Source organism: Methylocucumis oryzae (assembly GCF_000963695.1).
GTDB lineage: Bacteria > Pseudomonadota > Gammaproteobacteria > Methylococcales > Methylomonadaceae > Methylovulum > Methylovulum oryzae.
Window position 1 is genome coordinate 1 of the sequence record NZ_LAJX01000168.1, and the last position, 19886, is coordinate 19886.

Genomic DNA, 19886 nt, shown 5'->3' on the forward strand with positions numbered 1-19886 from the left:
CTGCATTAGTTATTTTGTTTGTAGTTTTTTTAGCGTATTTGCATTTTGCAGGTTCAGATAAAGTTGAGGAAACGCCAGCGACGATTGTAACAAAGCCCGCGAGTAATCCTATAAAGCCTAAACAGGCTGATAAGCCTGTAGAAAAAGTTGAGACTAAGCCGAAAGCACCGCATTTTGATTTTTACCAAATTTTTACCGGGCAAAGAAGTCGTAGTGCCTGAGCATGAAATTAAAACGCGCGCGCGTGAAGAGCGCATGGGTAAGGCGAAAGAAAGCCGTTATTTACTGCAAGCTGGCTCGTTTAAAACCGCTAAAGAGGCCGAGCAGCAACGCGCTAAGCTAGCGTTAATGGGCATAGAGTCGAAAATGGAAAAAGCTAAGGTCGGTGAGACCTATTGGTATCGGGTAAAACTAGGGCCGTTTGAAAAAATTGCCAGTGTTAATGATATTCAAGCTCGCCTAAAGAAAAACAGTGTCGATGTGATTGTGACTGAAATTTCTAATAAGAAATCGCCACCGGCTACAACACATTAATGAAGCTGTATTCATCTCTTTATCGGCAAGTACTCATCGCCATTATGCTGGGCATTGCGTTGGGATATTGGCAGCCTGATTTAGGCGTGGCGCTTAAGCCTTTAGGGGATGGCTTTATTAAGCTCGTTAAGATGTTGATTGCCCCTATTATTTTTTGCACCGTGGTTACCGGTATTGCAGGTGTGCAAGATAGCGGCAAGATGGGGCGGGTTGGCGTTAAGGCATTATGTTATTTTGAAGTCGTTAGCACATTAGCGCTATTGATAGGTTTAGTCGTCGTGCATAGCATTAAACCGGGTGTAGGTATGAATGCTGATATTGCTCATTTAGATACGTCAGCGTTGAAAACCTATACCGATGCTGCTAAATCAACCTCGCTGAGTGAATTTTTATTGAATGTTATTCCAACCAGTGTCGTAGATGCGTTTGCTAAAGGCGATGTGTTACAGGTGTTGTTGTTTTCAATGTTGTTTGGTTTTGCGCTATCAGCAATGAAAGATCAAGGTGTTTCTGTTGTGACATTTATCGCTAAGCTTAGCGACGCGTTATTCGGTGTGGTTGAAACCGTTATGAAGCTAGCACCGTTAGGCGCTTTTAGGCGCGATGGCATTCACTATAGGTAAATTTGGTTTAGCGTCGTTGGCGGTCTTATTGAAATTAATGCTGTGTTTTTATTTAACGTGTGCGTTATTTATCCTTATTGTCTTAGGCAGTGTGGCAAGTTTGACCGGGTTTAGTCTTATTAAATTCATTCGTTATATTAAAGATGAGTTATTAATTGTCTTAGCAACTTCTTCGTCAGAATCGGTGTTGCCGCGTATCATGCAAAAACTGCATCGCTTAGGTGCTTCGCGTTCGGTAGTTGGTTTAGTCATTCCTACGGGTTATTCGTTTAATTTAGATGGCACGGCTATTTATTTATCAATGGCCGCCATTTTTATTGCTCAAGCGACGAATACTGTATTAACACCCGCACAGGAGTTAGTGTTATTCGGGGTGTTATTAGTAACGTCAAAAGGTGCGGCCGGCGTCACCGGTAGCGGCTTTATTACGCTTGCGGCAACATTAGCGGCCGTACCTAGCATTCCCATTGAAGGTCTGGCATTAATATTAGGCGTGGATAGGTTTATGTCTGAGGCTAGGGCGTTAACGAATTTAGTCGGTAATGGGGTTGCTACTTTAGTAGCGGCTAAATGGGAAGGTGAGCTGGATTTAGCCGTGTTACAACGTGAGTTAAATTCATCAAAGTCATCATCCTAGGAAGCTTTTAAGCGTTGTTGCCAAGCCTTTGCTTTGGCTTTTAATGCTTCTGTGTCGAACGTGGTCAATTGCCGCTGTTTTAATACACGTTTACCGGCAATCCATACATCCGTGACTTGATTTCTGGGTGTAGCGTACACCAGTTGTGAAATTGGCTGGTAGAGCGGAAGGGTTTCTAATTCGTCCATATCTATGGCAATAAAATCCGCCGCTTTACCTGCTTGTAACGAGCCAATTTCATGGTCTAATCCCAAGGCTTTGGCACCGTTAATCGTAGCCATGCGTAACGCTTGCTCGGCTGAGATAACGCTAGCATCTTGAGCAACTGCTTTGGCTAATAACGCAGCGGTGCGCATTTCGCCTAATAAATCTAAATCGTTATTGCTGGCCGCACCGTCCGTACCTATTGCAATATTAACCCCTGTGGCGCAGGCTTGTGCGATAGGGCAAAAGCCGCTGGCTAGCTTTAGATTGGACTCAGGGCAATGTGCGATATGCACACCTGCTTGTCCGAATAATGCGATTTCGTCGGTCGTGAGCTGTGTGGCGTGAACGGCGATAAATAGCGGGTTGATTAAGCCGAGTTCTTGAAGACGTTGTATGGGACGCTTGCCATATTGAGTTAAGCTTTGGGCAACTTCATCTGCGGTTTCATGCACATGCATATGTACAGGTAGGTTATAACGTTGCGATAGCTCCGCTATTTTGCTTAGCGGTTGGTCTGATACCGTATAAGGCGCATGGGGCGCTAGCGTCATTTTAATTAAGGGCTCGTGTGCTAACGTTTGGTATAGGGCTTCGGCTTTTTGTAAATAGTCTGCGCTGGAGTTTGCCCATACGGTTGGAAAATCGAATACAATTAAGCCAATGCCTGCACGCATACTATGGCGTAAAGCTTGCTCAGCAGCAATGTCAGGAAAGAAATACATGTCGTTAAAACAAGTAATTCCGCCACGAATCATTTCTGCTATGGCGAGTTCAACACCGTCGGCAACAAATTCTGGGCTAACCCATTTTTGTTCCAATGGCCAAATATGGTGTTGTAGCCAATCCATCAGCGCTAAATCGTCTGCAACGCCGCGTAACAATGACATGGCGGCATGGGTGTGGATATTAACCAACCCAGGCAATATCAAATGGTGATTAAAACACTCGCTGTTATGGCTAGTATATTTTTTGTGTGCATGTTCGGTGGGCAATAGCTCAATAATACGTCCGTTGTCAACGATAAGGCTGTGGTCAATCAGTAAACAATTACTGGGCTCTACCGGTAGTAGCTGGTGGGCATGAATCATCGTATCGACAGCAATCATTTTTGTTTTCCTATAACTTTAATTAAATGCATTATAGCGACCAGCAGGAGTTTGATAAATGGATAAACTAGCCGTAAACGCTTTGGATTGGACAGGTACTAGCTTGAGAGTGTTAGACCAGAGGATTTTGCCTGAGCAATCTAAATATGATGAGTTTGTTGATGCGGCCGGTGTTGCTGAAGCCATTGCCTCGATGCGGGTACGCGGTGCGCCCGCGATAGGGATTGCAGCGGCTTATGGTGTTGCACTATCGGTGCGTCAACACTATTGTTCGGATGGCGATAGTTGGATAGATAAGGTTAAACACGATATGCAGCTATTGGCTAGCTCTAGGCCTACGGCCGTGAATTTATTTACCGCGTTAACAGCGATGAATACGGTGCTAGAGGAGTCTATTGCGGACCCTGTGACAGAGGCTATGGCTAAAGCAGAGCAAATTCATGCGGATGATATTAAGGCTAACTATACCATGGGCGAATTAGGTGCAGATTTAATGGTGGGGGCTAAAGGTGTGTTAACGCATTGCAATACAGGGGCGTTAGCAACAGGCGGTTATGGTACGGCGTTAGGTGTGGTGCGCACTGCTTATCACAGACAGCCGTTGGCGATTTACGCTGGAGAAACTCGCCCTTGGCTACAAGGTGCGCGTTTAACGGTATGGGAATTGCAGCAAGAAAAAATTCCTGCCACATTAATTGCCGATTCTGCGGCTGCATGGTTAATGAAATCAGGCCAAATTGATTGGGTTGTCGTTGGTGCAGATAGAATTGCGGCTAATGGCGATACAGCTAATAAAATTGGCACTTATTCGTTAGCGGTATTAGCGAAGCAACATGGTGTTAAATTTATGGTGGTTGCACCCTTAACGACTATCGATTGGGCGATAGCTTCAGGTGCTGAAATTACTATCGAAGAGCGTAACGCTAATGAGGTGCTGCCTGCATGTTATCAGCATGACGCATCGGTCATTAGAGCGTGGAATCCTGTGTTTGATGTCACGCCAGCAGAATTAATTAGCGCTATTGTGACAGAGCAAGGTGTGGTGCTTAATCCTGCGTTACAAAATGGTGTAAGGAGTTTAAAAAAATGTTAATAAATCAAGCGAATAATCCTATTGTTGCGTTTAATTGCTTGCTTTCAGGTTTGAAATTAATAACGCATAAGCAATTGCGAGGGTTTTTAGTAGTCCCTATCGCCATTAATATTATTTTGTACAGTTCGGCATTCGTGCTGGGTTATTACTATATCAATCAATTAATTCAACGTTTTTATTCCAGATTGGTTAATGTGGTTAGATTGGTTGCTTTGGCCGCTATTTTTTCTTGGCTTTATGGTTGCTGGTTTTTTTTCCTTTACCTTACTGGCAAATTTATTTGCGGCACCGTTTTATGGTCGCTTAGCGGCGAAAACACTGTTAATAATGGGGGAGGAGTGTGGACAAACAAGAGTGGAGCCGCCGTTAGTGAAAACTATTTTGGCAGAGTGCAAGAGAATTATTTACTTGGTAAAACTTGCCTTGCCCTTATTATTACTGTTTTTGATTCCCGGAATTAACTTATTAGCACCTGTGTTATGGCTGGTATTTGGTGCCTGGGCAATTGCGCTTGAGTATTTTGCCTATCCGCTTGAAAATGCTGGCCTGTTGTTTGCTGAGCAAAAAAATATGATAAAAACCATGCATTTAGGCGCGCTTAGTTTTGGTGGGTTAGCGATGGCAGGCTTATCACTGCCTGTGCTTAATCTTGTTATTGCTCCGGCGGCTGTGATTGGTGCTACGCTGTATACTGCGCGTATCAATCATAGCGATAATAGCTAAGCATTGTTTTTACAGTTTAAACGGAACATTGAGGATGACAGCATGAAAACGAAGGTAAGCGTCTTAGCCCAGGCTAATTACCCTATAAATAAACTGGTTATAACACTATTACTGACTGCTATAATTGGCTGCGCCAATATAGGGCATGAGTTTCCAGCCGGACAGGTGCAGACTATAAAAATTGGTGAAACAACCCAAAATGACATTTATACGACATTTGGTACGCCGTGGCGAACTGGGTTAGAAAATGGATTAAAAACATGGACGTATGGTAATTATCGTTATAGTGCGTTGAGTGAAAGCGAAACAGAAGATTTAGTGATTAAATTTGATAAACGCGGTGTTGTGAGTTCTTATTCATATAACTCGACAAAACGAGCGAAATAATGAAGTTTTTTACTCTTTCCAGTCTTGGTTAGAAACAGGTGGCATGGTAGGCAAGCTATGGCTAGAAAAGCGAAAGGGTTGGTAAGACCACACACGAATAAAATCATTTCATTGTATCGGCTATTCGATACCTTGATTATCAGTGTGACGTTGTGGGCGGTATTGTCGTACAACTATTTAGAGTGGAATACTGTTCAAACGACGTGGTTATTATTAACTATTATTTTTTATCAGTTTTTTGCTGAGTTGACCGATATTTATTCATTAAGACGAGATGTCGGGCTAGTGCAAGAAATATGGGGCTTAGTGACCGCTTGGTCATTGGTTGTTATTGCACTATCGTTGATTAATAACTTTTATCCGCTGATTTTAGACGATTACAAAGAAACTTTTTGGTATTGGCTAAGCGCTGTGCCTATTGAGTTATTTTCATGGCATATCATTGTACGTGCGACGGTTGAGCATTTACGGGCGAGCGGAAAAAATACGCGGCAAGTCGCACTCGTAGGCATGACTAAAATTGCTAAAGAAGTGGAAACCATTTTGAATAATGAGCCGGGGTTAGGGATGAGGGTAAGTGGTTATTATGACAGCCGACGCCCCAAATCTGATCAAGACCCTGACAGAATACCGTTATCGGATGTAAATTATTGCGGAGATTATGCGCAATTATATAAAGATGCCAACGAAGACAAGATTGACATTGTTTATATTACGTTGCCTATGAAAGCGGAGCATCGGATTAAAGAGGTTCTGGATATGTTGTCGGATACGACCTTAACCGTTTATTTTGTGCCGGATTTATTTTTATTTGACTTACTGAGGGCGCAGTGGCGTAGTTTGCAAGGGATTCCTGTCATTAGTATCTATGACACGCCATTCTATGGTATTGACGGTATGTTAAAAAGGATATTTGATATTGTCGTTAGTCTATTGATACTTACGTTAATTTTGGTACCTATGTTATTAATAGCGCTGCTGATTAAGCTTGATTCACGGGGGCCTGTGATATTTAAACAAAGGCGTTACGGATTTAATGGCGAAAAAATCGTCGTTTGGAAGTTTCGTTCTATGAAAGTTTGTCAAGATGGCGAAAACGTGCCACAGGCACAGCGCAACGATTCGAGAGTGACACGGTTAGGTCACTTTTTGCGCAAGACGTCATTGGATGAGTTGCCACAATTTATTAATGTGTTACAAGGTCGTATGTCTATTGTGGGGCCGCGTCCTCATGCGATTACGCATAATGAGTTTTACCGTAAACAAATAAAAGGCTATATGCTAAGACATAAAGTTAAACCCGGAATAACAGGATGGGCACAGATTAATGGCTATCGTGGAGAAACCGAGACTTTGGATAAAATGGAAGGCAGGATTAAATTGGACTTAGAATATATTCGTAATTGGTCAATCTTGTTGGATATAAAAATTATTCTATTAACGGCTATTAAAGAATTTGTGGTTTCTAAGGCTTATTAATAATAAGGTGTTGTCTGGGTAAAACGTAGAACGGCATCGGAGCCTTGCGCTATATATAATAAAACAGGCTTACACAAAGGGGAGAAAACAGTGTTAAGCAGGCAATCTGAATCTGCGCAACTAGTGATTCGCGTACTCATCGCAGATGAGCATGAATTAGTTAGATTGGGTTTTTGTACATTAGTCGAATCTCGACCGGGCATTGAGTTAATCGGGCATACCGATAGCTTTGAAGACCTTAAAAGCCAAGCGCAAAAGCTTCAACCTGACGTTATTTTATTAGATTTTAATCTTATTGAAGGCAATATCGTTAATAGAATACCTGATTTGCTAGCGGTTTGCCCTAATGGGAAAATTTTAGTATTTACCGCAATAGAAGATTCTGAGTTACACCTTTTAGCCTTACGTTTAGGAGCACTGGGTATTTTTGCTAAAAAAAAATTATCCGCAGAAACGTTAATCAAGGCCATTACATGTGTCTATGGTGGCGAAGTTTGGGTTAACCGTTCGACCACGGCATTATTGTTGCAGAATTTTAATGAAATAACAGTGAGCGAATACTCTGATACTAAGGCCGCAGGCACGCTAACCGCAACAAAGAGTGATAAATTGAATGCGTTAACCAAGCGAGAAGCTGATGTGGCGTGTTTAGCGGCGCAAGGCATGTCGGCTAAAAACATTGCCAAGAAATTATTTATTAGTGAAAAAACGGTTAGAAACCAATTGACAGCTATTTATAATAAATTAGGGGTCGCTAGTCAGTTAGAGTTAGCTTTACAGGCCAGCAGTTTAGGTATCGCTATAGATCAGCCTGGCCTCTAAGGATAATTGTCCTGATTAAAAAAAGGATGATTGTTATATAAATATCAGGACAAAATTTATCATGTTTGATAAGAAATAGCTGGGCATAATAATAACCGTATAGTTTGTTATGAGTTACCCTAAAGTAGTTCGGTGATTTCACAAAGGAAGTCAAGAAATAATTTTTAATAGTTTAGGTAGAGCGGGTAAGCCAGCTACCTAAAAATGGAGGGCTGAATGGCAAATAGAGAGCGGCGTGAAGAGAGTAGGTTACAAGGACCTATTCCTGTCTATGTGCGTGGGAAGACTGAAACGGGTCAAGTGTTTAGAACGCATACGTTAATCGATAACGTCAGTCAAGGTGGCTTGTATTTGCAATTGCCGTATACGGTATTACCGGGTTCCGGTTTGTTTGCCTACACCAAACTGCCTAGTGGGGCTAGATTGGCTGCTAGAGGTTGTGTGTTAAGAACGGAGTCAAAGTCGCATGGTTTATCAGGCGTGGCGGTGTCTTTCAAGTGCACAAGAATGTTTGCTAATGTTGGGTGATAGTGTTTTTATCTGTGATTAATATCCCAAAAAAAATAGTGATATTTTTCTTAAAAAATCGGGATAACAGTCAGATGTTTAAATTAAAAGAGAATTGTAACCTATTAACAAATCCAGAAAAGGATTAGTTAGTTTTTATTGAAGCACTAAGATGCAAGGTAAAGGTGCAATCATGAGCAACATAAGTATAAAAAAGTTTCAGTAAAAAAAAAGTTGATGATAGGATTAATGTTAGCTGGCTGGTTGGCACATGCTGAGTCTTCGCCAATTAAGGAAGAAATAACAGAAACGGCAATCAATCCTCAGTTAAGTCAAATGGCTGGAAAAATAAATCTTGTAAGTTCATCACTATTTGATTTTAGTAATAAGACAGATAATGGTGTATCTGCTAGAAGTGTACCGTTACCTGCCGCTATTTTATTATTCGGGCCTGCCATGGTGTGTTTAATGGGGTTGCGGACTAAGCGGAAGTAGCGCACAAAAGTCTTTTTTCAGACGGTTTTTTGTGCTAGAGTGTGAACCGCATAGCAGATTAATGTTATACAAGTGATCTTGCGGTTTTAAACCAGGAGTATGTGTTCGTTCGTGTCTTACAGCACTACGGTTCAAGGATTGATAAACGGCAAACCTGTCGTGAGGCAGGGACGCAAAGCTGCGGGTCTTTTTGTTTTATGATAGGAAGATAGCCGGGTTGCAGATTATTTTATCTTTTTACCTTAAATAACCTGTAAATTTCTCGGAGTTTGTTATGAAAAATGTATTAGCGCTGTTTGTATTAGTGTTTAGCTTCTTTGCAGTTAACCAAGTTTCTGCTGCAACTATTAGCTTGATTGATAATCAAGATGGCAGTTCAGTTTCTGGCTGGCCTGATGTTTCTGATTCTACTAAGGTTAAGAAAGATAGTTCAGGTCAAGTCAGTTGGTTATTAAGTTCAGATCTAGCAACTTATGTGTTGAGCCTATCAAGTGGCTCTAGTACTGCTACAAACGTGGATATCAATTGGGTTAAAGTCTTTGATTCGGGTAACAACTTGGTTGCTAGTACCGCAGCGGCTGGCTTTAATTCTCAACTAAGTCTTACGTTTTACCTGAGTCTTGTAAGCCAACCATTTAAAGTTGTGGTTGATTACACTGCTGGATTACAAGGTTCTCTTCATGCTGTTACTTTGACGGTTGCTCAAACACCAGTACCTGCAGCTATTTGGTTATTCGGCTCTGCATTATTAGGCTTAGTAAGCGTTTCTCGCCGCAAAGCGGGCTTATCAGCTTAAACCTTTGATTGAGGCAAAACTAAGGGGGCTTATGCCCCCTTTTTTGTTGGCCAGAATTTTAGATTGGTGGACTATCTGTTATCTAAACAATAGAGTTAGACTGTAAATTTCTTATTATCTGCAGGATGGCATATCCTCAGTGCTAATGAAATGTTGACTCTTTGTGGCATCCTTGCCTAAGGTTTTCATATTCATGCCACTATATCTGTTTCTCAGTGTACATGACGTGAGTTTTCAAAATGCGTTAAGTTTAATAGTTGCATGATTGATTGGATACAATATTATCTTTAAATTAGCATTTGCGAATAAGGGTTATTAAACTACAATGGATCTATGTGATGGCTTCATTTGCGATGAAGTCTTAGTATGTTTGACGCAGGCAATGGCAATAGCTGAAAAAAGGTTTTTTTCTTATGAGGACACACAAAAACAGGTTATTAAGCACACTGATAATCTTATTAGGTTTATTGAACACCCATTCAATTTTTGCCGATACGTCTCTTTACTCAATTAATCCTGGCGATACGCTGGAGATTTCAGTGTGGAATGAGGACGCCCTAAAAAGGGAACTAAAGGTCTTGCCCGATGGTACGATTAGCTTTCCTTTAGCAGGGGTATTATCGACGACAGGCAAGACGGTTAACGATATTCAAAAACAGCTTAAAGAAAAATTATCGGTTTATATCGAAGACCCTGTTGTTAACGTTGCGGTGAGAGCGGTTGAGGGCAATTCTGTGTTTGTTATGGGACAAGTTAATAAACCGGGTAGTTTTGTTATGTATCAACCGCTTAATATCACGCAAATATTAGGGTTAGCAGGCGGTTTTACCACCTTTGCCAAAACGGGTAGTGTATTAATTTTGCGCTCCGAAAATAATAAAACTAAAGCGATAAAATTTGATTATAACGATGTAGAAGATGGTGAGGGATTAGAAAGCAATATTCGCCTGCAAAGCGGTGATGTCGTTATTGTTCCTTAACGTTGAAAGATGATGTCTGATTGTTTTTTGCCAAATCGAATTTTCTTTTATCTACAAGCCGGTTTGCTGTGTATGAGTTTTAATCTTGTTGCAGCGGAGTGGGAGATAAGCACCGATATTAAGCAGGTATTCGGCTATGATGACAATGTCCGCATGCGTCAAGAACAAGACGCACAAGGTTCATTTGAATATCTCTTAACGCCTAGGCTGGATTTTATCAGACGCGACCAACAACTTGAGACGAGTCTACATGCCAGCTATGGTTTACAGCGTTATCCAGATGCGCAAGACTTAGATTATACGCCCCAAGATTACGGTGGCGGGTTCACTTACCGAAATGAACGGTTTATCTGGTCATTAAATGGTAGTTACTCTGATAAGTTAAGCCGCAATTTTGCCGTGTTAGAGACAGGCGATTTTGCCAGTGCGGCCAACCGTATAAATTGGTCTTTGGATCCGCAATTGACATTTCTCATTACGCCTATAGATAGTTTAGCAGTTGGCTTTAACTATTATGAGACTGAGTTTTCTGCCTCGTTTAGTAATAACCAAGGTAAAAATGTTAACATAAGTTGGCAGCATCAATGGTCGCCGATATTTAAACAAGGCGTTAGTGTGTTTTATAGTCATAACCAGTTTGAAAGCACTATTAATTCAACTACCGACAGTTATGGATTAAATTTAACATCAAGCTATAAAGCCTCAGAGCATTGGGAGGCGACTGCTGCAATAGGCGGCCGGATTTCAGAAGTGCTTATAATGGGCGCAGATTCAGTTAACCAGCAAAGCGTCGGCTTTCTTGCTAATCTTGGCCTAAATTACCAAGGCGAAATTTACTCAAGCTCAATTTCTTTGGGACAGTCTCTAATTCCATCTGGGCAAGGCAATTTACAGGAACAAGCCCATTTTTCTTGGGCCGGTAGCTATAAATTGACTAAGCGTCTAAATACCGCAATAAATATTAGTTATAACATCACTAATTCAGTTGGGGCTGGAAATAATTTATCAGGCACAACGACAAATAGCCGTAACAATTTTCAGTTGAATCCTTCTATCGGTTGGACGGTGACGCCAGAAATCAATGCACAACTATCCTATCGCTACCGAAATCAAGAGAGTTTATTTTCAGCGGAGTCAAATTTAGTCATGCTAACAATAAATTTCAATTGGATGGGTTATAAACTGTCAAGGTAAAGTAATGGAAGATGACGTTAAAACATTAAAAGATTACATAAACATTATTAGACGGCGTAAGTTTATAATTGCGGGGCCTTTTTTTGCGCTATTGATAATTAGCACTGTTGTTATTATGTTATTGCCACCGGTTTATGAATCACAGGCAACTATACTAATTGAGCAACAACATATTCCAACTGATTTAATTAAATCAACGGTGACCAGTTATGCCGATGAGCGAATTAAACTTATCGAGCAAAAAATAATGACAGTTTGTCAATATTGGCAAAATCATGGAGAAATATAATCTCTATCAAGATCAGAAAAAAAAGCTGGCAACTTATGAGTTAGTTGAATTATTTAAAGAAAATACACATATTGGCATGGTCAATGCCAATTTAGTCAATCAAGGTAAAAATAATAAAGCAGCGATTGCATTTAATATCAGTTGGTCTGATAAAAGTCCTGAGTTGGCGCAAAGAGTGACTAATGAATTAGTGACGTTGTTTTTAGATGAAAATGTTAGAGCAAGAACACAACGAGCCGAGGAAACCACGGCTTTTTTAGCCGAAGAAGTTGATAAACTGAAAAATGAAATCCAGAAAATTGAGACTGCTATAGCGGAATACAAGCAAAAATACAGTTCCAGCTTACCTGAATTATTACCCGTTAATTTATCCGCGATTAATCGTTTAGAGACTGAGTTACAACAGTTAGATTTAAAAGAGAGAATGTTGTCAGAACGGCGGATTGGCTTAAATGCACAAATGTTAGCGGCAGGTCCGACACTTGCGGCGGCACCGGCGCTAAGAAATGATGGTAAAGGTCCAACAGTCGGTTCTATTGAGGAATTACAAGCGACTGAATCAAGCTTATTGAGTAAATACTCGTCTTCACATCCTGATGTGTTGCAAATACGCAGACAAATTGAAATATTAAAAAACAACAAGTCATCACCTAATGACAGTACCGAACTGGTCGAGGCAAAAAAGTGAATTAGTAGAGCTTAAGAAAAAAGTATTCTGATAATCATCCTGATGTTAAAAAGCAAACTAAACGTGTTGCTGAATTGGAACAAGCTTCCACTTCTAATGTTGCGGCTGAAAACAAGGCATCTACGAATCAAGGTATTAACAATCCTGTATATTTACAGCTAAAAAGCGAATTAGATATTGCGCAAAATTGAGCTGGAAAGCATCAAAACACAACGAACTGGAATTCAGCAGAAGCTGCATGTGTTAGAARGAAAATGTTGCTAAAAGCCACCAGGTCGAACGTGGTTACTTTGAGTTAATGCGTGATTTAGACAGTAACAAAGCTAAGTATCAAGAATTAAAGGGTAAGCAATTACAGGCGCAGCTCTCGCAATCGTTAGAAGAAGAGCAAAAAGCCGAAAGTTTTACCTTAATAGAGCCGCCACAACTACCGAGTAAACCTATCAAACCCAATAGAATGAAATTGCTTTTTTTAGGTTTTGCATTTTCCATTGGTGGTGGTTTAGGCACGGGCTTTTTGGTTGAGATGCTGAATAGCACGATTAGGGGGGCGAAAGCGTTATCTTTTCATACCGGTTTAGAGCCGTTAATTGTCATTCCGTATATCCCTATTCAAGCTGATTTGGACAGAACACGCAGGCATTGGCTACAATTTTGGTTTGCCGTTGGTGTTTTAATCGTGTTAACCGTCATTGCCGTTCATATTTTCTATATGCCGTTAGATACATTGTTTTATAAAGTTTGGCAGCAATTAGAATCGCTATAAAACCTAGGAGCCGCTGTGGATTTTTTAGAAAAAGCAATTGCTAAAGCGCAAAATGATGAGATTGAGCTTTTAGAGACAACGCCAGAGTCTCTACCGCAAGCCGATAAAACGGTAGATAGTTTTTGTTTATACGCAAACAAAAGTTATTGTTCCAAGTAATGAGGTATTGAATGAGCGCCGTGTCGTTGCATTACAAAAATATAATCCTATGGCTGATTTGTTTCGTATGCTAAGAACGCGGGTATTAAAGCAGCTGCGCACAAATAACTGGAATAGTTTTGCTGTAACATCGCCTAGCAAAGGTGCGGGAAAATCGATGATTGCGGTGAATTTAGCGATATCTATGGCGATGGAAGTCAATCAAACAGTTCTATTAGTTGATTTTGATTTGCGTTATCCTAAGGTGCATTGGTATTTTGATGTGAATACTGATTATGGCATCTTGGATTATATTCAATCCGACGTGCCATTAAGTGAAATTTTAATCAATCCCGGTGTTGAGCGTTTTAGTGGTATTACCGGGTAAAGGACAAACTAAAGCGACATCTGATATTATTTCTGCGCCCAAGATGAAGCAACTCATCGCTGATATTAAACAACGTTATGCATCGAGAATTGTTATTTTTGATATGCCGCCGGTTTTGTTGATTGATGATGTGATTGCTGCGATGGAATATTATGATGCTGCGTTGTTAGTCGTCGAAGAGGGTGCTAGCAAGCCAGATGAATTAAAGAAGACGTTGCAATTATTATCAAATACCAAACTGTTGGGTATGGTGTTAAATAAATCAGAGCATATGCCAGAACATCAGGGATATTATTAAGTAATGTATAACGCTTTTTTTGGCTTTAATAAAACACCTTTTTCACTCGTACCTGACCCAGACTTTCTTTATTTAAGCCCCGGTCATAAGAAGGCTTGGATTATCTTGAAATATGGCTTACTCAGCCAAGCCGGGTTTACTGTTGTGACGGGAGAAATTGGCGCGGGCAAGACCACGTTAATCCGTAAGATGTTATCGAGCTTACCAAAACAATGTGAAGTAGGTTTAATTACCAATACGCATAGTAGTTTTGGTGATTTGCTAACCTGGGTGTTAGCGGCATTTAATATTAGTTGCGCTGCTCAAGATAAAGCCGGTCGTTATCAAGCGTTTGTTGAGTTTTTGAAGTATCAACAACGGCAAAATAAGCGCGTTATATTAATTGTTGATGAAGCGCAAAACATGGATTTGCAAACGTTAGAAGAACTGCGTTTGTTGTCGAATATTAATGTCGGTCAAGACATATTGTTACAGCTGGTATTAGCCGGTCAGCCTGAATTAGTCGATAAACTGAATAGTCCAGAGTTAGTTCAGTTTGCGCAACGCATTTCAGCAGAATACCACTTAATGCCAATGGATTTTGAACAAACACAACAGTATATTAAACATAGGCTTGCTATTGCGGGTGGTTCTGAATCGTTGTTTGATGAATTAGCGTGTGCTGTTGTTTTCTATTACTCGGGAGGCATCCCAAGACTCATCAATAACATTTGCGATTTGTCGTTAGTCTATGCGTTTTCCGAAGAGAAACATTTTGTTACTGGAACTATTGTGTTAGAAGTTGTAATCGCAAAGAAAACCAGTGGTATCGTGGCCTATAAAGGTGTTGCTGACGAGCAAGCTGCACTACTGAGAAAACAAATGCTAGCAAAATATAATATCGATATAGGGCTTTTGGCTCAATCAGTTGAATGATAGTGTATTGTTATTTGCACGCAGTTGCCGTTTGGGCAAAAGAACTTAGTATCAATCCATAGGCAGCCAATCGCCGCTAAACAGCCGTTTAAATAAATTAACGGTATCGTCTCTCTTTCCCAAATGGGAACACCCGCCTCCTGAAACAGATTTTTCAAGCTATGGCTGCCTTGTCGGTAAGGTAGTTGAATTTTTTCGCCGCCTTGTCTTAATCTGACGTCGATGATAGCTGTTTGCCATAGCAATTGCGGGATTCCAGAACTTGCCCTAATAGCGGTTATGCAGTGTTGATTTGATATTATTAAGGGTTGGTCAGTTTTCTGCCAGCGTTTAGGTAAATACGAGTGCAAAGGTGTTGCTGGCAAACAATAGAGTCTATCTCTGTATCGCTTAAACACATGCGAAGAAAGTTGTAGGGTAGGTTGGCTATCTGGTTTGGCCTCAGTAACAGCGTTCAATAATTGTATCAACTGTTGCTCACTAGGGAGTTTGGTCATAAATTGCTGTAGCCAATGCCTCAGCACCAATTTTTGCTTGATAAACGACAGCTTGTTTAACTCAATAATCGATAAGTGATTATTATCTGGCTCTATCGTTGATAACAACTGCTCGGCTTGTTCGGTCAATAATTGCTCGGCCTCTGAGCAATGCCTAGCGGTTCTAGCTAGTGTTTTAGCTAGCTGCGGCCATTGCTGTTTTAACATAGGCGTTACTTGATTACGGATAAAATTACGCGTATACCGATTGTCTAAATTACTAGGGTCTTCTATCCAACATAATGACTGTGTGTTGGCATAATCGATTAAAACCTGTTTTGAAATAAATAAAAAAAGGTCTCAACATGATGCCTAGGCCAAAAGCTGAATGGCTAGGCATACCCGATAAGCCTCGTAAACCAGCACCGCGAAACAATTGTAATAACACGGTTTCCATTTGGTCTTCTTGATGCTGCGCTAGCAGAATTAAATCGCCAGGGCCTAACAAAGTTTTTAACGCAGCATAGCGAGCATTACGTGCGGCCTCTTCAGGGCTTTCACCCGATTTTGCTTGGGCGTTAACATGGATGATTTGGCACGATACGCCTAAATTCATTGCCGTTTGCTGGCAATGCTCAGCCCAGGCATCGGCTTCAGCTAATAAGCCGTGGTGAATATAAACGGCGTGTAATTTGGATTTTAATGCATCAATGGTAGAACACACATGTAATAACACATGTGAATCTAAGCCGCCGCTATAAGCAATCAGGACGCGTTTTGCAGAAGGATAATCGCTTAATGACGCTACGACGGCTTGTTTAAGCGCTGACATGCGATTAATCGACGGTCCAGTCGACCACGCCTGAATATGCTGTCGCGAGCACTACGATACCAAAAGCGATTCTATACCAAGCAAAAACAATAAAGTCGTGACGGCTAATGTATTGTAATAAGGCTTTAATGGCCAGTAATGCACTAATAAATGCAGCGGTTAACCCGACGGCGAAATAAACCGAATCTGTGGCTAGCGATAGCAACTCGCGATGCTTATAAAGCTTATATAAACTCGCAATAGTTAGGGTTGGTATTGCAAGGAAAAACGAAAACTCCGTTGCAGCTTTACGTGATAAACCGAATAACAGGCCGCCGATAATCGTCGCGCCCGAGCGTGACGTGCCTGGAATCAACGCAAACGCTTGCGCTAAGCCCAGTTTTAACGCATCAATAGCTGATAAATCATCGACTTCGTGAATACGAATCGTATGGTTGCGTTTTTCGGCCCAGATAATGACAAACGCACCTATGATAAAAGCGAGTGCGACAGGTACGGGTTTGAATAATACATCGGTTATAAAATCTCCGAATAATAGCCCTAATACCGCTAGCGGGATAAAAGCAATCGCTAGGTTTAGCGTGAATTTTTGGGCGCTTTTTTGGTTAGGGAGTCCTACGATGACCTGGGCAATTTTAGTACGGTATTCAAAGCATACCGCCATAATCGCACCCATTTGAATCACGATTTCAAAAACTTTGCCTTTTTCATCGTTAAAATTCAATAAATCGCCAGTTAAGATTAAATGCCCAGTGCTTGATACGGGTAAAAACTCGGTAAAGCCTTCGACCACACCTAAGATAAATGCTTTTAAGATAATAATAAGTTCCATAAGGATACCGGTTCAGGGGTTATTGAATGTCAAATCCGTTAAGTGGTGTCGTTATCGTGAGTTCGGTGAGTTGCACATCGTCAACGCGTGCTGCGACGGGACCTTTATGACACCAAGCGATAAATGCCTCTAATGTTGCTGTCTCGGCTTCGGCGATAATCTCTACACGTCCATCAGGTAGATTTTTAGCCGAGCCTAATACCCCCAGCCGTTTGGCTTGTTGTTGGGTGGCTTTTCTAAAGAACACGCCTTGTACGCGTCCTGAGACTAAAATATGTACTCTACGCATGTTTAGTGATTCTCCAACAATAATGAATTTTAGGCGTGCGTGCAAAATCTAACGGTACGGTTTTTTTACTAATATCCGTGATAGTTAAGTCAGATAAATGCTGTTCATCGAGCTTAAAGCGCCTAAAGTTGGTAGAAAAATACAGCACACCTTGCTCGGTTAATAAACTCGCCGCTTGCCTAATCAACTCCACATGATGGTTTTGTACATCAAATGCGTCTTGCATACGCTTAGAATTGGAAAAAGTCGGTGGGTCAAGAAAGATTAAATCAAAGCGTTTGCTATAGGTTTGCGAGCTTTGTTGCGCTAGCCACTCCAGACAATCTGCCTGAATAAAATCGTGTAGCCCCTCGGCGACATTTAAACGCATGTTATTTTTAGCCCAGGTTAAATACGTGTTAGACATATCAACCGTCGTCGTTGATAGTGCGCCACCAACGGCTGCGTGTACGCTAGCTGTGCCAGTATAAGCAAATAAGTTTAAAAAAATGTTTACCTTGCGCTTGACGTTGAATCAGCAAACGTATAGGTCTATGGTCTAAGAATAAGCCGGTATCTAAGTAATCGGTAAAGTTCACCAAAAAATGACAGCCACCTTTCTTGTACGTTGATGAAATGTTTGGCATCGGCTAATTTTTCGTACTGTTCGGTTTGGCGTTGGCGACGGCGAATTTTGAGTACGACGTGTTCTTTAGCAATTCCAAAAAGTGTAGGTAATTCGGCCATGATACTCGCGAGACGCTGGTCTGCTTTGCGTGCATCAATCGTTTTAGGTGGCTCGTATTCTTGTACGTTTAACCAGGTTTGCTCACCTTGATAGAGGTCTATGGCTACACAATACTCAGGCAAATCTGCGTCATAGACACGATAGCAACTGATGTCGTGCTGTTTAGCCCATTTTTCTAACTTACTGAGATTTTTTTTCACCCGATTAACAAACATCTCAATACCGCTATCACTAATAGTTTTATCGCTAGCGGTTTCGATATGCTGTATGCGTTCTTGCTCTGATTTGGCCTTAGGAATAAAAAAGTTTGCTTCTATAATCGTTAAACGTAAGAGTTTGCACTCTAATGCGCCGTTATAAAACGTGACGGGTTTCTCTGAGCGAATGCCCAGCCGGAAACCTAATTCAGGATCGCTGATAATGAAACTTGCTTGCCAATTTAAAAAACGCGATTTTAATACGTCACCTATCGATTTATAGAGTTCGGCGGCTGTTTCAGGATTGCCTAAACGTTCGCCATAAGGCGGGTTACACATGATGAGTCCTGGCGACCAGCTTAAGGCGGGCTTAGCGTCGGTTAACGCGCGGCGTTCGACATGGATAAAAGCTTGTAAGCCTGCGTTAGCAATATGACGATGACAAGCGTTAATCGCTGTTTTATCTTGGTCAAAGCCTACAATAATGGGTAAGCGGGTTAAGCCGAGTTGTTTACGTTGCTCGGCTTCTTGGCGTATTGCACGCCATTGCGCGGGCTTGTGCTGTTTCCACGCTAAGAAACCAAAATAGTCGCGCAATAAGCCGGGTGCGTAATCGGCCGCCATCATCGCGGCTTCCAATAATAGCGTCCCTGAGCCACACATAGGGTCTAATAAGGTGCCACCATTCGCGGCGATTTTAGGCCAACCACTGCGTAATAACAGTGCCGCCGCCAAGTTTTCTTTAATCGGTGCTGCGAGGGTAATATCGCGATAACCACGCTGATGTAAGCTAGCGCCAGATAAATCTAAGCTCACTTCCGCTTGTTCGTCTTGAATATGTACATGTACACGAATGTCAGGGCGTTCGGTATCGATATTAGGTCGAGTTTGAAAGCGGCTACGGAATTGGTCGACAATCGCGTCTTTGGCTTTTAACGCGGCATAATGCGTATTGTCAAATACACGCGAATGCTTAGCGGTAAAACTTACCGCTAAGCTATTCGTAGGCGCCATGTGTAAAAACCAATCAATCGCTTGTACGCCACGGTAAAGGTCATCTTGGCTGTTGACCCGGAATCGATGTAATACTAAATAAACGCGGCTAGCGATTCTTGACCATAAACACGTTTTATAGACCAAGTCTAAATCACCGGAAAACATAACGCCAGCAACAGTGGCTTTAACGGATTTCGCTCCTAACGCGGTTAATTCATTGACAAGTAAAGGCTCGAGTGCTTTGGGCGTGCTGGCGAATAAGGAATAAGTAGGCATGTTAACGTGCAGAGTTTGCTAATTTTGTTGGGTTATGGTGTGTCAGGTTGGCGGGGCTATCGCATCGCTTACTCTGCAAAGGAGTGTAAAAATCGATATGCCAATAACCCAAACAAAAAAATCGGCGTTTGGTGTTATTGAATTTTAATTAATTCAACATCAAAGATTAGCGCTTGGTTAGGTCCAATAACGCCGC

The 19886-nt window shown here is 41.4% G+C and carries 27 protein-coding genes, 1 pseudogene and 1 riboswitch; of the genes and pseudogenes, 21 read left to right on the plus strand and 7 right to left on the minus strand.

Annotation, left to right across the window (positions count from 1 at the left end):
* The 4 genes and pseudogenes from VZ94_RS23345 to VZ94_RS33315 all read left to right on the plus strand — a co-directional run.
* Positions 1-221: pseudogene (locus tag VZ94_RS23345) on the plus strand (hypothetical protein); the annotation flags it as partial.
* Positions 175-534 (plus strand): SPOR domain-containing protein, encoded by a 360-nt coding sequence (locus tag VZ94_RS23350; protein ID WP_239649983.1) that lies wholly within the window; start codon positions 175-177, stop codon positions 532-534. The pseudogene VZ94_RS23345 and the gene VZ94_RS23350, both read left to right, overlap by 47 nt.
* The gene (locus VZ94_RS33310; RefSeq protein WP_275575290.1) at positions 534-1157 is read left to right on the plus strand and encodes a cation:dicarboxylate symporter family transporter; all 624 of its coding nucleotides are present in this window, start codon (positions 534-536) and stop codon (positions 1155-1157) included. Before VZ94_RS23350 ends, VZ94_RS33310 begins: the two co-directional genes overlap by 1 nt.
* On the plus strand, positions 1138-1794 hold the full coding sequence (locus VZ94_RS33315; RefSeq protein ID WP_275575291.1) for a cation:dicarboxylate symporter family transporter: 657 nt from the start codon (positions 1138-1140) through the stop codon (positions 1792-1794). Before VZ94_RS33310 ends, VZ94_RS33315 begins: the two co-directional genes overlap by 20 nt.
* Here VZ94_RS33315 and VZ94_RS15285 read toward each other — a convergent pair.
* A complete protein-coding gene (locus tag VZ94_RS15285; protein ID WP_192828664.1) occupies positions 1791-3104 on the minus strand; it encodes a TRZ/ATZ family hydrolase in 1314 nt (437 codons plus the stop codon). The genes VZ94_RS33315 and VZ94_RS15285 overlap by 4 nt on opposite strands.
* Positions 3105-3165: 61 nt before the next feature.
* Here VZ94_RS15285 and mtnA point away from each other — a divergent pair, with 61 nt between their 5' ends.
* From mtnA to VZ94_RS15360, 17 genes are all read left to right on the plus strand, one after another.
* Positions 3166-4200, plus strand: coding sequence for an S-methyl-5-thioribose-1-phosphate isomerase (mtnA, locus tag VZ94_RS15290; RefSeq protein ID WP_045779892.1), 1035 nt, complete (start codon positions 3166-3168; stop codon positions 4198-4200).
* Positions 4201-4392: 192 nt separating this feature from the next.
* Positions 4393-4923 carry an EI24 domain-containing protein gene (locus VZ94_RS15295; protein ID WP_500684256.1) on the plus strand — a complete coding sequence of 177 codons (531 nt, stop codon included), beginning with the start codon at positions 4393-4395 and terminating at the stop codon, positions 4921-4923.
* Positions 4924-4965: 42 nt separating this feature from the next.
* Positions 4966-5310, plus strand: a complete 345-nt coding sequence (gene bamE / locus VZ94_RS15300) for an outer membrane protein assembly factor BamE domain-containing protein (protein WP_045779893.1) — start codon at positions 4966-4968, stop codon at positions 5308-5310.
* Between the two features lie 57 nt (positions 5311-5367).
* Positions 5368-6789 carry an undecaprenyl-phosphate glucose phosphotransferase gene (locus VZ94_RS15305; RefSeq protein ID WP_045779894.1) on the plus strand — a complete coding sequence of 474 codons (1422 nt, stop codon included), beginning with the start codon at positions 5368-5370 and terminating at the stop codon, positions 6787-6789.
* Between the two features lie 90 nt (positions 6790-6879).
* Complete coding sequence (locus VZ94_RS26495) at positions 6880-7611, plus strand: response regulator transcription factor (RefSeq protein WP_052700613.1); 732 nt, start codon at positions 6880-6882, stop codon at positions 7609-7611.
* A 216-nt stretch (positions 7612-7827) separates the two neighbouring features.
* A complete protein-coding gene (locus VZ94_RS15315) occupies positions 7828-8139 on the plus strand; it encodes a PilZ domain-containing protein (RefSeq protein ID WP_045779895.1) in 312 nt (103 codons plus the stop codon).
* 228 nt (positions 8140-8367) lie between these two features.
* Entirely contained in the window at positions 8368-8613 is a 246-nt protein-coding gene (locus VZ94_RS15320; RefSeq protein ID WP_045779896.1) for a hypothetical protein, read from the plus strand.
* A gap of 137 nt (positions 8614-8750) precedes the next feature.
* A riboswitch (cyclic di-GMP riboswitch) is annotated at positions 8751-8838 on the plus strand.
* Positions 8839-8887: 49 nt separating this feature from the next.
* A complete protein-coding gene (locus tag VZ94_RS15325) occupies positions 8888-9409 on the plus strand; it encodes a hypothetical protein (protein ID WP_045779897.1) in 522 nt (173 codons plus the stop codon).
* A gap of 467 nt (positions 9410-9876) precedes the next feature.
* Positions 9877-10389 (plus strand): polysaccharide biosynthesis/export family protein, encoded by a 513-nt coding sequence (locus tag VZ94_RS15330; protein ID WP_239649984.1) that lies wholly within the window; start codon positions 9877-9879, stop codon positions 10387-10389.
* 9 nt (positions 10390-10398) lie between these two features.
* Positions 10399-11583: a porin family protein gene (locus VZ94_RS15335; RefSeq protein WP_204369165.1), complete on the plus strand. Its 1185-nt coding sequence runs from the start codon at positions 10399-10401 to the stop codon at positions 11581-11583.
* Between the two features lie 4 nt (positions 11584-11587).
* Positions 11588-11872: a Wzz/FepE/Etk N-terminal domain-containing protein gene (locus VZ94_RS15340; protein ID WP_045779900.1), complete on the plus strand. Its 285-nt coding sequence runs from the start codon at positions 11588-11590 to the stop codon at positions 11870-11872.
* Entirely contained in the window at positions 11859-12560 is a 702-nt protein-coding gene (locus tag VZ94_RS15345; protein ID WP_045779901.1) for a GumC domain-containing protein, read from the plus strand. The genes VZ94_RS15340 and VZ94_RS15345 overlap by 14 nt, the downstream gene beginning before the upstream one ends.
* Before the next feature lie 298 nt (positions 12561-12858).
* Positions 12859-13326, plus strand: a complete 468-nt coding sequence (locus tag VZ94_RS15350; RefSeq protein WP_052700614.1) for a hypothetical protein — start codon at positions 12859-12861, stop codon at positions 13324-13326.
* A 15-nt stretch (positions 13327-13341) separates the two neighbouring features.
* Complete coding sequence (locus VZ94_RS26080; protein WP_157844953.1) at positions 13342-13485, plus strand: hypothetical protein; 144 nt, start codon at positions 13342-13344, stop codon at positions 13483-13485.
* Between the two features lie 7 nt (positions 13486-13492).
* Complete coding sequence (locus VZ94_RS29350; protein ID WP_239649985.1) at positions 13493-13852, plus strand: P-loop NTPase family protein; 360 nt, start codon at positions 13493-13495, stop codon at positions 13850-13852.
* Positions 13821-14150, plus strand: coding sequence for a tyrosine-protein kinase family protein (locus VZ94_RS29355; RefSeq protein WP_239649986.1), 330 nt, complete (start codon positions 13821-13823; stop codon positions 14148-14150). Before VZ94_RS29350 ends, VZ94_RS29355 begins: the two co-directional genes overlap by 32 nt.
* 3 nt (positions 14151-14153) lie before the next feature.
* Positions 14154-15065, plus strand: a complete 912-nt coding sequence (locus VZ94_RS15360; RefSeq protein WP_045779902.1) for an ExeA family protein — start codon at positions 14154-14156, stop codon at positions 15063-15065.
* On the opposite strand, the gene tilS (VZ94_RS29360) is transcribed toward VZ94_RS15360, so the two are convergent.
* Genes tilS (VZ94_RS29360) through rlmKL form a run of 6 tightly spaced genes read right to left on the minus strand, consistent with a single transcriptional unit; the run spans position 15050 to position 19690 of the window.
* The gene (tilS, locus tag VZ94_RS29360) at positions 15050-15769 is read right to left on the minus strand and encodes a tRNA lysidine(34) synthetase TilS (RefSeq protein WP_052700615.1); all 720 of its coding nucleotides are present in this window, start codon (positions 15767-15769) and stop codon (positions 15050-15052) included. The two genes, VZ94_RS15360 and tilS (VZ94_RS29360), sit on opposite strands and share 16 nt — an antisense overlap.
* Before the next feature lie 52 nt (positions 15770-15821).
* Positions 15822-16373, minus strand: a complete 552-nt coding sequence (tilS, locus tag VZ94_RS29365) for a tRNA lysidine(34) synthetase TilS (RefSeq protein WP_052700616.1) — start codon at positions 16371-16373, stop codon at positions 15822-15824.
* Between the two features lie 4 nt (positions 16374-16377).
* The gene (locus VZ94_RS15370) at positions 16378-17205 is read right to left on the minus strand and encodes an undecaprenyl-diphosphate phosphatase (protein WP_045779903.1); all 828 of its coding nucleotides are present in this window, start codon (positions 17203-17205) and stop codon (positions 16378-16380) included.
* Positions 17206-17224: 19 nt separating this feature from the next.
* On the minus strand, positions 17225-17494 hold the full coding sequence (locus VZ94_RS15375) for an acylphosphatase (RefSeq protein WP_045779904.1): 270 nt from the start codon (positions 17492-17494) through the stop codon (positions 17225-17227).
* Complete coding sequence (locus VZ94_RS32270; RefSeq protein WP_338040443.1) at positions 17487-17984, minus strand: RsmD family RNA methyltransferase; 498 nt, start codon at positions 17982-17984, stop codon at positions 17487-17489. Before VZ94_RS32270 ends, VZ94_RS15375 begins: the two co-directional genes overlap by 8 nt.
* A 41-nt stretch (positions 17985-18025) precedes the next feature.
* Positions 18026-19690, minus strand: a complete 1665-nt coding sequence (rlmKL, locus tag VZ94_RS15380) for a bifunctional 23S rRNA (guanine(2069)-N(7))-methyltransferase RlmK/23S rRNA (guanine(2445)-N(2))-methyltransferase RlmL (protein ID WP_338040442.1) — start codon at positions 19688-19690, stop codon at positions 18026-18028.
* Positions 19691-19886 lie beyond the last annotated feature (196 nt).